Consider the following 12,537-nt stretch of genomic DNA (forward strand, 5'->3'; position numbering starts at 1 on the left):
CCCGGGAGAGGCCGCCCATGACCGAGAGCACCGCCGTCGACACCCGTCCGACGAAGATCATGTATGTCGCCGAGGCCACCGCGCACGGTGGCCGGGACGGCTATGTCACCACCCACGACGGGCAGCTGGAGCTGAAGGTCGCGATGCCCGCGGCGCTGGGCGGGGACGGCGACGGCACCAACCCGGAGCAGTTGTTCGCCGCCGGTTTCAGCTCCTGCTTCCACAACGCCCTCATCCTGGTCGGCCATCGCGCGGGCTACGACCTGGCCGGCTCCACGGTCGCCGCGAAGGTCGGCATCGGCCCCAACCGGCAGCGCGGCTACGGCCTCGCGGTCGCCCTCAGCGTCTCCCTGCCGGTGCTGGACCCGGATCTCGCCGCCCGGCTGGTGGACGCCGCCCACGAGGTCTGCCCGTACTCGAACGCGACCCGCGGCAACATCGATGTAACGATTGTGCTGGGGTAGCTCCACCCAGGAATCGCAGGCGAGAGGCGATGGTTGCCACCACCGTCGCAGGCGAACCCAAGGAGAGCAGAACGGTGGACGGCACAGACACGGGCGGCGCCGGCGCGGTCGTGCACGGCACCGTGGCCGAGGGCTTCGAGCCGGTGAGGGACGCGTTCGCCCGGAACTTCGCGGCGCTCGGCGACCGGGGCGCCGCGGTCGCCGTCTACCGGGACGGCCGCCCGGTCGTCGACCTGTGGGCCGGCACCCGGGACGTCGACGGCACCGCACCCTGGGAGCGCGGCACGGCCCAGGTGGTGCGCTCGGCGACCAAGGGCGTCGCCGCCGCCGTACCGCTGCTGCTGCACCAGCGCGGGGACCTGGACCTGGACGCGCCCCTCGGCGCGTACTGGCCGGAGTTCAAGGCGCACGGCAAGGAGCGGATCCTGGTCCGGCACCTGCTGAACCACCAGGCCGGCGTACCCGTGCTGGACTCCCCGCTCGCCCCTGAGGAGGCGCTCGATCCGCGGCGCGGCCCGGAGGCCCTCGCCGCGCAGGCCCCCGTCTGGGAACCGGGCACCGGCCACGGCTACCACGCCCTCACCTACGGCTGGCTGCTCGACGAGCTGGTGCGCCGGGTGACCGGCGGACGGGGTACCGGCGAGTGGATCGCCGACGAGATCGCCCGGCCGCTCGGGCTCGACCTGTGGCTGGGGCTGCCGGCCGCCGAGGAGGCGGCGGGCAGGGCGGGCCGCGTCGGCCCCGTCGACGACCCGGAACCCTCCGGCGGGCTGCGGCTGCGCCCCAAGCGCACGGTAACCGAGGCCTACGAGGACCCCGCCTCCCTCACCCGCCGCGCCTTCGCCGCGATCACGCCCTTCCCCGACCAGAACGACCCCGCGTACCGCGCGGCGGCCCTCCCGGCGACCAACGCCGTCGCCACGGCCGACGGGCTGGCCCGCTTCTACGCCGCTCTCATCGGCGACGTCGACGGCGTACGGCTGTTCGGGCCGCACACGGTGGAGCTCGCCCGGGCCGAGGAATCGGCCGGCCCGGACCGGGTCCTGGTGGTGAACACCCGGTTCGGGCTCGGCTACATGCTGCACGGCAGCGCCTCCCCGTTGCTCGCCCCGGGCTCCTTCGGTCACCCCGGCCGCGGCGGCGCCCTCGGCTTCGCCGACCCGGAGTCCGGCATCGCCTTCGGCTATGTCACCAACGGCTTCCGCCGGACCGTGACGGCCGACCCCCGGGCGCAGGCGCTGGTCCGGGCGGTGCGGACGGCCACGGCCACGGGCTGAGGGGGCGGGCCCTTCGCGGGCCGGCCGCGGCTGCTCAGAGAGTGCGGCGCAGTTCGTAGTGGAAGGCGGCGGAACCGGCGCAGCTGCCTGTCACCCAGGTCCGCCAGTGGCCCAGCAGCCGGCCGTCCCAGGTGCCCTGGACGGTGTTGCGGTCGACGTGCGCCTCGGTGCTCCGTCCCGGGTGACGGCCACCTCGGTCACACAGGTCGCCGGGTCGACGCGGACCTGGTCGCCGCGGACCGCCGTCTCGCCGGGGGCGAGGACGGCCGAGAGGGCGAAGGCGCAGTTGCCGTCCCGGTCCCTCGTGCCCTGCACGGTCTGCAGGGTGCTGCCGGGCGGCGGCGTACCGACCGTGACCCAGGCGTCCGCGGATCCGGACGCCTCCGCTCCGGGGGCGAGCAGGGCTGCCAGGACCAGAACCGGGAGCACGACGGCGCCCGCCCGCCGCATGGTGGTACGCATTCGTACCGCCCTTCTCGAAGATCGCCGCTGTCGCAGATCTTCCTAGCGGGCGGGGCGTCCCTCCCGGCTCAACCGGTTGGTGTGTACGGCCTCCCTTCACCCGTCCCGGGGCGGGGTCCGGCACGGACGGGATGCCGGACGCGGCTGGATGTCGGACGCCGGTGTCGGACGTGGATGCCAGCCCTGGATGTCAGACGTGGATGGGATGTGAGATGCGGCCCGACGCCTCGTCGATCTCACCGTGGGCCTTGGTGAGCAACTGCATCGCCAGCTCGTTCAGCGCCCTGGCCCCGGCGATCTCCTCGCCGACCCGCGGCTGATTCGCGTCGGTGTGGTGGCGGCTGGCGTGCCCCTGGGCCCGTACCTCGGTGCCGTCGGGCAGCCGCACCAGCGCCGCCGCGCGGGTGTGCTGGTCGTCCTCCATGAACTCCAGCTCGACATGCCATCCCACTGTGGTGTGCATCATGACGATCACCTCCGGAACCGTTGCTTCCAGGGTGCTCCTCACCCGCCTCGTACGCACCCACTGGCCCGCACCGGACGACGCCTCATCCCGCATGCAGCATCAGCCCGATACCGGCCACCAGCAGCCCGGCCGCCACGATCCGGGTAACGCCGAACCGCTCCTTGAAGAACACCGCCCCGATCGCGGCGCCGACGAGGACCGAGGACTCCCGGAGCGCGGCGATCGGTGCGAGCTCGGCACGGGTCTGGGCCCACAGGACGAGGGCGTAGGCGGCGACGGACATGCCCGCCCCCAGCAGTCCGAGCCGGGCGTGCGGCCGCAGCAGCGCCCAGCCGCCGGCCCGGTGCCGGTACAGGAACCAGAGCGGGATCACCGCCCCCTGCACGGCCATCAGGCAGGCGATATAGCCGAGCGGAGACCCCGCGGCACGCACGCCCAGCCCGTCGACCACCGTGTACCCGGCGATCGTCGCGCCGGTGGCCAGGGCCGCGCCGATCGCCGCCCAGTCGGGCCGCCGACCGCGCAGCCCCCACAGCGCGACGCCGGTCAGCCCCGTGCAGGCGAGCAGGATCCCGGCGACCGCCGGGCCGTCGGGCACCTCGTGGGCGAAGACCGCGGCGAGCACGGTGACCAGCAGCGGTGCGGAGCCGCGCGCGATGGGGTAGGCCTGCCCGAAGTCCCCCAGCCGGAAGGACCGCATCAGCAGCGCGTAGTAGGCGATGTGGATTGCGGCGGAGGCCAGGAGGTACGGCCAGGCCGCCGCCGCCGGGAAGGTGGTGAACGGCACCAGCGCGGCCCCGATCAGCAGCCCACCGCCCGAGATCAGCGCGAACCCGGTCAGCTTGTCGGGGATGCGGTGGGCGATCGCGTTCCAGCCGGCGTGCGTCACCGCCGCCAGCAGGACGGCCGCGGTGACCAGCGGCGTCACGAGGAGAGTTCGCGCACGTCCACCAGATCGGCAGCCGCATGGGCGACGAGATCCCGCGGCGCCAGCGGGAAGACCGTGTGAGGCGTCCCGGCGGCGGCCCACACGACGTCGTGCGCGAGCAGGGACCGGTCGGCGAGCACCCGGGTCGCCGTACGGTGCCCGAAGGGCGGCACCCCGCCGATGGCGTACCCGGTCGTCTCCCGAACGGCGGCGGCGTCGGCCCGGGTGACCTCGGCGGCACCGAGTTCCTGCCGAACGCGTTCGAGGTCGACCCGCGAGGCACCGTCCATCAGCACCAGTACGGGCACCCCGTCGGCGGCGAAGATCAGCGACTTGCAGATCCGACTCGGCTCGCACCCGATCGCCGCGGCGGCCTCGGCGGCGGTCCGGGTGGCCTCCGGAAACCGCCGGATCCGTCCGGCGAGATCGCCGAGACCGAGCGTGTGCAGGGCCTCGGCGAAGCGGGGGTGGGCTGCGGCGGAACCTCCAGTGATCGTCATGCAGGTCACGCTACTGAGGTTTTCCGTCGAGGGTGACCGTGGTACCGGCCCGACCTTCTCGACGGGTTGTTCCCGGTCTGCCGCCGACGGAGTTGCCGCCGAGCGCAGTTTGGTAGAGTCCCGGTCTCGATCCGCAGCCTCGGCTCTGCGGCCGGGGCACGGCAGCAGCCCCCGGTGCCCGGGCCAGGTGCAAGATCTCCGCTCACGCGTCGAAGGGTCTTGCCGTGGACAGGTTCGAGCAGAACGAGAAGACGCCGGTGACCGAGGGCATCTGCCTGCTGACCGCCGTCAGCCCGCGCAGGGATGAAGGCACCAGCCCGACCGGCATCATCGGCCGGAAGCTGGCACGACAACTCCTCGCCATGGGCCGGCAGGTGCGGGTGATGGCCGAGACGGATCAGTGCGGTGGCTGGCCCGACACGGTCGAGGTCGTGGAAGGATCCATCACCCGGCCGCTGGAGTGCGCCCGGGCCTTCGACGGTGCCGAGGCCGTGTTCCTCGCCGGTGCTCATGCGTCGACGGTCCAGGACGCCCTCGCTCTGATGCGGGACGCCTCCGCCCGGAGGGTCGTCCTGTTGTCGTCTCACGGGCCGGAGTACGAAGAGGCGAATCCGCCGGAGACCTGGTTCTGGCTGGCGATCGAGAAGGCGGTGGAGCGCTCGGGCATCGACTGGACGCACATCCGGCCGTCGGCGGTGATGGGTGCCGCCGTCGAGGGCACCTACCCGGCGACGGGTTCGGACTGGCCTGACACGGTCCGCGCCGACGGAGTGGTCCGCGAGGCCTTCCTCGGCCGGGGCCACTACCCCTTCATCCACGAGGAGGACCTCGCCGCTGTCGTTGCTGCGGCCCTCACCGGCGATGACCACACACGGACGATCATCGAGGCCGTGGGCCCACCGCTGAGCACACGCTCACGGATACGGAGCATCGCCGCCGCTCTCGGCCGCGACATCGGCACGGTCGATCTGGCGCCGGACCAGGGCCGGGCGAACTGGCGGCGTCTCGGCTGGCCGGACGGTGCGATCGACGTGACGCTGTACGCACTCGAGGAGTACGGCACCCACTACGCCGAACTCCTTCAGTGGACACTCGATCAGCGGCCGTCCGTGCAGGACATCATCGGCCGCCCCCTGCGCACCTACGACGACTGGGTGAGCGAGAACATCGACTCATTTCGCTGACCCGGGCGGCGGCCCCCGCGGTCACCGGGAAGCGTGGGTGAGGAAGTCGGCCCAGGTGCCCGGAGCGACGGTGAGGTGCGCAGGCCCGGGGTTCCTGGAGTCGCGGATGTGGATGGTGGCGGGGGTGGTTGGCTACTTCGGCGCAGTCGTTCATGTCGCTGCTGTCGCTGTGGCTGTTCTTGAGCCCGCGGAGTCCGGCGGTGCTCATGGTCTCCCCGGCGTGCGCTCGGTGAAGGCCAGCGACTCACCCGGTGTGGGAGCCCGTGTGCGGTGATCCCATAGCGCAGTTCAGGGATACGGAGATCTCCGGGGCTTGAGACGGGGCGCCCGTTGAACGCGCCCGGAGCGACCGATCGCCGTGCCGTCGGGGCACTTCAGCGCCTGGAGCAAGCCGTGCATTCCGGCATGCTCCCCGCACTCCGTCGGCAGTACTTGGAGCGGGTCCGGCCGCGGGCTCCTCCTGGTCGACGCCCTCGCCGACCGCTGGGCGTGGCGACATGGCCGTACCCCCAAAAGACCGTCCGGGCGGAGACAGAAGGCCGGTGCGGCCTCCCCGCGCTCGCGGGGAGGCCGCACCGGCCGGCCGGTTCAGGACCGTGCGTCAGGCGCGCACCAGTTCCTTCTTCTCGTCGGCGTCGGGGTCGTCCTGGGCACGCAGGCCCTCGCCCTCGACGTCCACGTTGGGCAGGGCGCGGTCCAGCCACCTCGGCAGCCACCACGCCTTCTCGCCGAGCAGGGCGAGGACGGCCGGGACGATCGCCATGCGGACGACGAACGCGTCGAAGAGGACCGCGATCGCCAGGCCGAAGCCGATCATCTTGACCATGGACTCGCTGGAGCCGATGAAGCCCGCGAAGACCGCCATCATGATCACCGCCGCGGCGGTGACCACCCGTGCGCCGTGCTTGAAGCCGGTGACGACCGCCTGGGCGGGCTTCTCGCCGTGGACATGGGCCTCGCGCATCCGGGTCACGAGGAAGACCTCGTAGTCCATCGCCAGACCGAAGACCACGCCGACCATGAAGATCGGCATCATCGACATGACCGGACCGGTCTCCTCGACGCCCATCAGGCCGGACAGCCAGCCCCACTGGAAGACCGCGACCACGGCGCCCAGTGCCGCCAGCACGCTCAGCAGGAAGCCGAGCGCCGCCTTCAGCGGGACCAGGACGGAGCGGAAGACCACGATCAGCAGGAGGAAGGCCAGGCCCACCACCAGGACCAGGTACGGCAGCAGCGCGTCGTTGAGCTTCTCGCTGACGTCGATGTTCATCGCCGTGGCGCCGGTGACCAGGACCTCCGCGCCGGTGTCGGCCTTGATGCCGGCGCCCGCGGCACGGATGCCGTGCACCAGTTCCTCGGTCTCGGCGGAGGACGGCTTGGAGTCGGGGACCACGGTGATCGTGGCGGTGTCGCCGGCCTTGTTGGGCTGCGGCTCGGTGACCGCCACGACGCCCTTCAGGCCCCTGATCTCCTCGGCCACGTCCGCGAACGCGGCCTTCGCGTCGTCGCTGCCCTTGGCATCGGTGACCACCATCAGCGGGCCGTTGAAGCCCGGCCCGAAGCCCTCCGAGAGGAGGTCGTAGGCGCGGCGCTGGGTCGTCGAGGTCGGCTGGGAGCCGTCGTCGGGCAGCCCCAGCTCCAGGGAGCCGGCCGGGACGGCCGCCGCGCCGAGGCCGATGACGCCGAGGAGGAGGACGGCGACCGGGCGGCGGACGACGAAGCTCGCCCAGCGGGTGCCCAGGTTGGCCTTGGCCGGCCTGCCGGGATCCCGCGTGCCGTCGGCCCGCCCGGCCGGGGCCTCGGCAGCACCCCGGCCGCCGCCCAGCAGCCGGCTCTTCTCACCGGCGGGCCTGACCTTGCGGCCCGCGTGGCCGAGCAGGGCCGGGACCAGCGTCAGGGCGATGACGACCGCGATGGCGACCGTGCCCGCCGCGGCGATGCCCATCTTGGTCAGCATCGGGATGTTCACCACGGCGAGCCCGACCAGGGCGATGATCACCGTGAGGCCGGCGAAGACCACCGCCGAGCCCGCGGTGCCGGTCGCGCGTCCCGCGGCCTCCTCGCGCTCGCGGCCCTCGGCGAGCTCGGCGCGGTAGCGGGAGACGATGAACAGGGCGTAGTCGATGCCGACCGCGAGGCCGATCATCATCGCCAGGGTGGAGGTGGTGGAGCCGAGGTCCAGCACGCTCGCCAGCGCCGTGATCGAGGAGACCCCGATGCCGACGCCGATCAGCGCGGTCAGCAGCGGCAGCCCGGCGGCGACCAGCGAGCCGAAGGTGATGACGAGGACGACGGCGGCGACCGCGATGCCGATGATCTCGCCGGCACCGGTGTGCGGCACGGCCTGCAGCGCGTCACCGCCGATCTCGACGGTCAGCCCGTCGTCCCGCGCCTGCTGCGCCGCGTCCTTCAGCGCGTCCCTGCTGGAGTCCTCCAGCTCCATGCCGGAGACGTCGTAGCGCACCGAGGCGTAGGCGGTGGTGCCGTCCCGGCTGACCGCCTGGCCCGTGTAGGGGTCGGCGACGGAGACGACCTCGGCGCCGTCGGACAGCTCCTGGACGGTCTTCTCGACGGTCGCCCGGTGGTCGGCGTCGGTCATCGTCTCGCCGGCCGGTGCCTTGAAGACGACGCGTGCGGTCGCCCCGTCGGCGCTGCTGCCGGGGAAGCGTTCCTCCAGCAGGTCGAAGGCCTTCTGTGCCTCCGTGCCGGGGATGGAGAACGAGGTGGAGCCCGCGGGCGGGGCGCCGGCCGCGCCGACACCGGCGAGGGTCAGCAGCGCCACCCATATCAGGACGACGAGGTGGCGTCGCCGGAAGGCGAGCCGGCCGAGTTTGTAGAGGAACGTGGCCACGGGGGCGTACTCCCGATCAGGTCGTGGGTCTTCAGGGCAGGAGGTTCGGAGCAAGGGCTCAGGGCACGGGGGTCAGGGCACGGGACTCAGGGCAGGGGGGAACCGCCCGACGGCGAAGGGGCACCTGCCCTGCCTTCAGGCACGGGGGGGGGTGACCTCGGGGTGGGGCTTGCGGGGAACCTCTCGGAGGGAGAGGGGTCAGGTGGTGGCGACGCCGAGGGCGGGGAGGACCACCGCGTCGATGTACGAGGTGAGGAAGGCCCGGGTGGGCGGCTGGTCGTCGAGCAGGGTGCGGGTGGCGAACCCGCCGACCAGCATCGGCACCAGGAAGTCCAGTGCCGGGCAGTCCGCCCTCAGCTCGCCCCGGTCGATCGCGCGTTGCAGCAGGCGCCGGAACTCCGCCGTCTCCGGTTCGACCAGCTGGTTCCGGAACGCCTCGCGCAGGTCCGGGTTCTGGTGCAGCGCCATGGCCACGCCGCGCATCAGCGCGGAGTTCTGCGCCATGGTGCAGTCGTCCTCGCGGGCGATCAGGGCGTGCAGATCGCCGCGGAGCGACCCCGTGTCGATCTCGCCGATCTCCACCGAGCCGTTCTGCCGGATGGCCTTCACGACCAGCTCGGCCTTGCCGCCCCACTGGCGGTAGAGCGTGGCCTTGCTGGACCGGGTGCGGGCGGCGACGGCGTCCATGGTCAGGGCGTCGTAGCCGACCTCGCGGAGCAGGTCGAGCACGGCGCCGTACAGTTCGGCCTCGCGCTCGGGGGTGAGCCGGCTGCGACGCGCCGTTGCGGTCCCGGTCATCTCCCTCCCACCTCCACTCCGAACGACACCGTTTCGTACATGAGAAAGGTATCCCACCCCGCAAGCGAAACGAAACAGTTTCGTACGTGTCCTGGGTCACGCCTGTCAGCTCCGGACAGGGCGACGGGGAGCCACCCGTCACGAGTTGCTGCCGCCCACCCCCCGGAAAAGCATGGGAAAGGTGAGCTATCTGCGCTTTCCGCACCTCCACGCCGACCTGCTGTGCTTCGTGACCGAGGACGACCTCTGGCTGGCCCCGCTCGACGGCCGGGACGGACCGGGCCGCGCATGGCGGCTCACCGTCGACCGCACCAAGGCCGGCCGCCCCCGCTTCTCCCCCGACGGCCGCCACCTCGCCTACACCAGCTGGCGCACCCTGCTGCCGGAGGTCCACGTGGTCCCGGTGGACGGCGGACCGGGACGCCAGCTCAGCCACTGGGGCAGCCTCGACGCCCGGGTCTGCGGCTGGGCCGCCCCCGACCATGACACCGACGCCGCCGTCCTCGCCGTCTCCTCCCACGGCGAGCCCTTCTCCCATCTGACCTGGGCCTACAAGATCACCCCCGACGGTGACCCCGGCCGCAAGCTGCCCTGGGGCCCGGTCTCCGACCTCCAGGTCGCCGACGCCGACGGTGAGCGCCGCACCCTGCTGCTCACCGGCACCCCGCCGCACGACCCGGCCTCCTGGAAGCGCTACCGGGGCGGGGCCACCGGCCGGCTGTGGCTGCACGGGCAGCGGCTGCTCCCGGAGCTCGACGGGCACCTGGACTGCCCCATGTTCGTCGGCGGCCGTATCGCCTTCCTCTCCGACCACCAGGGCGTCGGCAATCTCTACTCCTGCGCCCCGGACGGCTCCGGTCTGCGCCGTCACACCGACCACGACGCCTTCTACGCACGCAACGCCTCCACCGACGGTACCCGGGTGGTCTACCAGTGCGCGGGCGACCTGTGGATCGTCGACTCGCTGACCCCCGGCTCCGAGCCCCGCCGGCTCGACGTACGGCTGAGCGGACCGCGCACCGGGCGGCGGCGGTACCAGGTGCCCGCCGCGCAGAACGTCGGCGGGCTGTCGGTCGACGAGACGGGCCGCGCCAGCGCCGTCGTCGTCCGGGGCAGCCTGTACTGGCTCACCCACCGGGACGGGCCCGCGCGCACCCTCCTCGACACCCCGGGGGTGCGGGTGCGGCTGCCGGAGATGCTCGGGGCGAGCGGAAGGATCGCGTACGTCACGGACGCGGACGGCGACGACGCCGTCGAGATCGCTCACCTGCCGCGGGCCACCGGCGGACGGGCTCCGCGCCGGCTGGCGGCGGGAAGGCTGGGCCGGGTACTGGAGCTGGTCTCCGACCCCGAGGGCGAACGGCTGGCGGTCGCCTCGCACGACGGACGGCTGCTGCTGATCGACGTCCCCGACGACGACACGGCCGAGACCGCCGATACGGCCGAGACCGCCGACATGGACGGGAACGCGGGCGGCACGGAGGGCACGGGTGACGCGGACGGCGCGGACGGCGCGGTGGACGCGGTGGACGCGGCCGACGTCACCGAGCTGATCCGCTCCGTCAACGGCCCCGTCCGCGACCTCGCCTTCTCGCCGGACGGGGCATGGCTGGCCTGGTCGCACCCGGGAATCGGGCGGTCGCTGCGGGACATCAAGATCGCCCGGATCAGCGACCGCTATGTCATCGATGTCACCGACGGCCGGTTCGAGGACGAGAACCCGGTGTTCACCCGGGACGGCCGCTATCTTGCGTTCCTGTCCTGGCGCGGTTTCGACCCGGTGTACGACGTGCACACCGGCGACCTGTCGTTCCCGCTGGGCTGCCGCCCCTACCTGGTGCCGCTGTCCTCGGCGACCCCCTCCCCGTTCGCGCTGAACCCGGAGGGCCGGCCGGCCGCCGGCGGCCTGGACCCGGTCGGCGACGGGCCCGGTGAGGCCGGTGCGGTGACCGTCGAGGTGGAGGGGCTGGCGAGCCGGGTGACGCCGTTCCCGGTGGCCGCCTCCAAGTACTCTGCGCTGCACCCGGTCGCGGGCGGCGGGCTGGTCTGGCTGCGCTGGCCGATCTCGGGCGCGCTGGGCGAGACCTTCGCCAACCCGCACGACCCGAGCGAGCGGCCCACTCTGGAGCACTTCAGCCTGGCCAAGGCGAAGAAGTCCGAACTCGTCGGCCATCTCGACTGGTTCCGGGTCAGCGGCGACGGCTCGCGGCTGGTCGTGCTCGACGAGGGCGACCTGCGCGCGGTGCCCGCCACCGAGGCCGGCGACAGCGACTCCACCACCTGGATCGACCTGCGCCGCATCCTGCACCAGGTCGACCCGCCCGCCGAGTGGCGGCAGGCGTACGCGGAGGCCGGCCGACTGACCCGCGACTACTTCTGGGAACCGGACATGTGCGGCATCGACTGGGACGCGGTGCTGGAGCAGTACCGTCCGCTGGTGGAACGGGTCGCGTCCCCGGACGAGTTCGCCGATCTGCTCCGCGAGGTCCTAGGCGAACTGGGCACCTCGCACGCCTACGTCTCGGCCGCCCGCCGCAATGAGGGACCGGCCCCGTACCAGCGGCTGCAGGGTCTGCTCGGCACCAACTTCGCGTGCCGGGACGGCCGGTGGGTGGTCAGACGGATCCTGCCCGGCGACTCCTCCGACTCCAAGGCCCGCTCCCCGCTGGCCGGCACCGGGATCCGCGAGGGCGCGGTGCTGACCCATGTGGACGGCCGCCCGGTGGACCCGGTCGCGGGACCGTATCCGCTGCTGGCCGGGGCGGGCGGTACGACGGTGGAGCTGACGTTCGGGCCGGGCGAGGGCGAGGGCCCCGCCCGCCGGGTCGCTGTGGTGCCGCTCGTCGACGAACGGCCGCTGCGCTACCAGGACTGGGTCGCCAAACGCCGGGAAGTCGTACGGGAGTTGAGCGGCGGGCGCTGCGGCTATCTGCACATCCCGGACATGGGCGGCTCGGGCTGGGCGCAGTTCAACCGGGATCTGCGCATGGAGGTGTCCCGGCCGGCGCTGCTGGTGGACGTGCGCGGCAACGCGGGCGGGCACATCAGCGAACTGGTCATCGAGAAGCTGACGAGGATCATCCTGGGCTGGGACCTGACCCGCAACGCACAGCCGGTGTCGTACACCTCGAACGCGCCGCGCGGGCCGGTGGTGGCGCTCGCGGACGAGGCGACCTCCTCGGACGGCGACATGATCACGGCGGCGTTCAAGCTGCTGAAGCTGGGCCCGGTGGTCGGACAGCGCACCTGGGGCGGGGTGGTCGGCATGACCGGCCGACACCGGCTCGGCGACGGCACGGTGATCACGGTGCCGATGAACGCGGCCTGGTTCGACGCCTACGGCTGGTCGGTGGAGAACCGGGGCGTCGACCCCGACGTGCCGGTGCTGCGCACGCCGCTGGACTGGGCCGAGGGCCGCTATCCGGTGCTGGACGAGGCGGTCCGGCTGGCCCTGGAGCTGCTGGAGACCAATCCGCCCGCCGAGCCGCCGGACTACCGCAACGTGCCGGACCGGTCCCGGCCGCCGCTGCCGCCCAGGGATTGAGGCCGCGTTGCGTCAACGGACGCGGCCGGGCATGCGGAAGGGGCGCCCTCCGTCTCCGGA

The 12,537-nt window shown here is 72.8% G+C and carries 11 protein-coding genes; 4 read left to right on the forward strand and 7 right to left on the reverse strand.

The features are described from left to right. The first annotated feature begins 17 nt into the window (after positions 1-17). The gene (locus tag V5O46_RS05915; protein WP_332883363.1) at positions 18-464 is read left to right on the forward strand and encodes an organic hydroperoxide resistance protein; all 447 of its coding nucleotides are present in this window, start codon (positions 18-20) and stop codon (positions 462-464) included. A 74-nt stretch (positions 465-538) separates the two neighbouring features. Continuing rightward, positions 539-1,741, forward strand: coding sequence for a serine hydrolase domain-containing protein (locus V5O46_RS05920; RefSeq protein ID WP_332883364.1), 1,203 nt, complete (start codon positions 539-541; stop codon positions 1,739-1,741). Positions 1,742-1,831: 90 nt separating this feature from the next. On the opposite strand, the gene V5O46_RS05925 is transcribed toward V5O46_RS05920, so the two are convergent. From V5O46_RS05925 to V5O46_RS05940, 4 genes are all read right to left on the reverse strand, one after another. Continuing rightward, a complete protein-coding gene (locus tag V5O46_RS05925) occupies positions 1,832-2,203 on the reverse strand; it encodes a hypothetical protein (RefSeq protein ID WP_332883365.1) in 372 nt (123 codons plus the stop codon). A 190-nt stretch (positions 2,204-2,393) separates the two neighbouring features. After that, positions 2,394-2,669 carry a DUF1876 domain-containing protein gene (locus V5O46_RS05930; RefSeq protein WP_332883366.1) on the reverse strand — a complete coding sequence of 92 codons (276 nt, stop codon included), beginning with the start codon at positions 2,667-2,669 and terminating at the stop codon, positions 2,394-2,396. 82 nt (positions 2,670-2,751) lie between these two features. Then, positions 2,752-3,597, reverse strand: coding sequence for an EamA family transporter (locus V5O46_RS05935; RefSeq protein ID WP_332883367.1), 846 nt, complete (start codon positions 3,595-3,597; stop codon positions 2,752-2,754). Next, complete coding sequence (locus tag V5O46_RS05940) at positions 3,594-4,097, reverse strand: YbaK/EbsC family protein (RefSeq protein ID WP_332883368.1); 504 nt, start codon at positions 4,095-4,097, stop codon at positions 3,594-3,596. The genes V5O46_RS05935 and V5O46_RS05940 overlap by 4 nt, the downstream gene beginning before the upstream one ends. A gap of 224 nt (positions 4,098-4,321) precedes the next feature. Between V5O46_RS05940 and V5O46_RS05945 the strand changes: the two genes are divergently transcribed. Beyond that, positions 4,322-5,281: an SDR family oxidoreductase gene (locus tag V5O46_RS05945; RefSeq protein WP_332883369.1), complete on the forward strand. Its 960-nt coding sequence runs from the start codon at positions 4,322-4,324 to the stop codon at positions 5,279-5,281. Positions 5,282-5,302: 21 nt separating this feature from the next. On the opposite strand, the gene V5O46_RS05950 is transcribed toward V5O46_RS05945, so the two are convergent. From V5O46_RS05950 to V5O46_RS05960, 3 genes are all read right to left on the reverse strand, one after another. Further along, positions 5,303-5,395: a DUF397 domain-containing protein gene (locus tag V5O46_RS05950; RefSeq protein ID WP_332883684.1), complete on the reverse strand. Its 93-nt coding sequence runs from the start codon at positions 5,393-5,395 to the stop codon at positions 5,303-5,305. Between the two features lie 487 nt (positions 5,396-5,882). Next, positions 5,883-8,135 carry an MMPL family transporter gene (locus tag V5O46_RS05955; RefSeq protein WP_332883370.1) on the reverse strand — a complete coding sequence of 751 codons (2,253 nt, stop codon included), beginning with the start codon at positions 8,133-8,135 and terminating at the stop codon, positions 5,883-5,885. Positions 8,136-8,333: 198 nt separating this feature from the next. After that, positions 8,334-8,933 carry a TetR/AcrR family transcriptional regulator gene (locus V5O46_RS05960; protein ID WP_332883371.1) on the reverse strand — a complete coding sequence of 200 codons (600 nt, stop codon included), beginning with the start codon at positions 8,931-8,933 and terminating at the stop codon, positions 8,334-8,336. A 172-nt stretch (positions 8,934-9,105) separates the two neighbouring features. On the opposite strand from V5O46_RS05960, the gene V5O46_RS05965 reads away from it, so the two are divergent. Then, complete coding sequence (locus tag V5O46_RS05965; RefSeq protein WP_332883372.1) at positions 9,106-12,477, forward strand: S41 family peptidase; 3,372 nt, start codon at positions 9,106-9,108, stop codon at positions 12,475-12,477. Positions 12,478-12,537 lie beyond the last annotated feature (60 nt).

This window comes from Streptomyces poriticola, from assembly GCF_036689765.1.
Classification (GTDB): Bacteria; Actinomycetota; Actinomycetes; order Streptomycetales; family Streptomycetaceae; genus Streptomyces; species Streptomyces poriticola.

Coding starts and splice junctions, on each gene's coding strand:
- V5O46_RS05915 (WP_332883363.1), top strand. CDS start 18: ATGACCGAGAGCACCGCCGTCGACACCCGTCCGACGAAGATCATGTAT.
- V5O46_RS05925 (WP_332883365.1), bottom strand. CDS start 2,203: ATGCGTACCACCATGCGGCGGGCGGGCGCCGTCGTGCTCCCGGTTCTG.
- V5O46_RS05930 (WP_332883366.1), bottom strand. CDS start 2,669: ATGATGCACACCACAGTGGGATGGCATGTCGAGCTGGAGTTCATGGAG.
- V5O46_RS05940 (WP_332883368.1), bottom strand. CDS start 4,097: ATGACGATCACTGGAGGTTCCGCCGCAGCCCACCCCCGCTTCGCCGAG.
- V5O46_RS05960 (WP_332883371.1), bottom strand. CDS start 8,933: ATGACCGGGACCGCAACGGCGCGTCGCAGCCGGCTCACCCCCGAGCGC.
- V5O46_RS05965 (WP_332883372.1), top strand. CDS start 9,106: ATGGGAAAGGTGAGCTATCTGCGCTTTCCGCACCTCCACGCCGACCTG.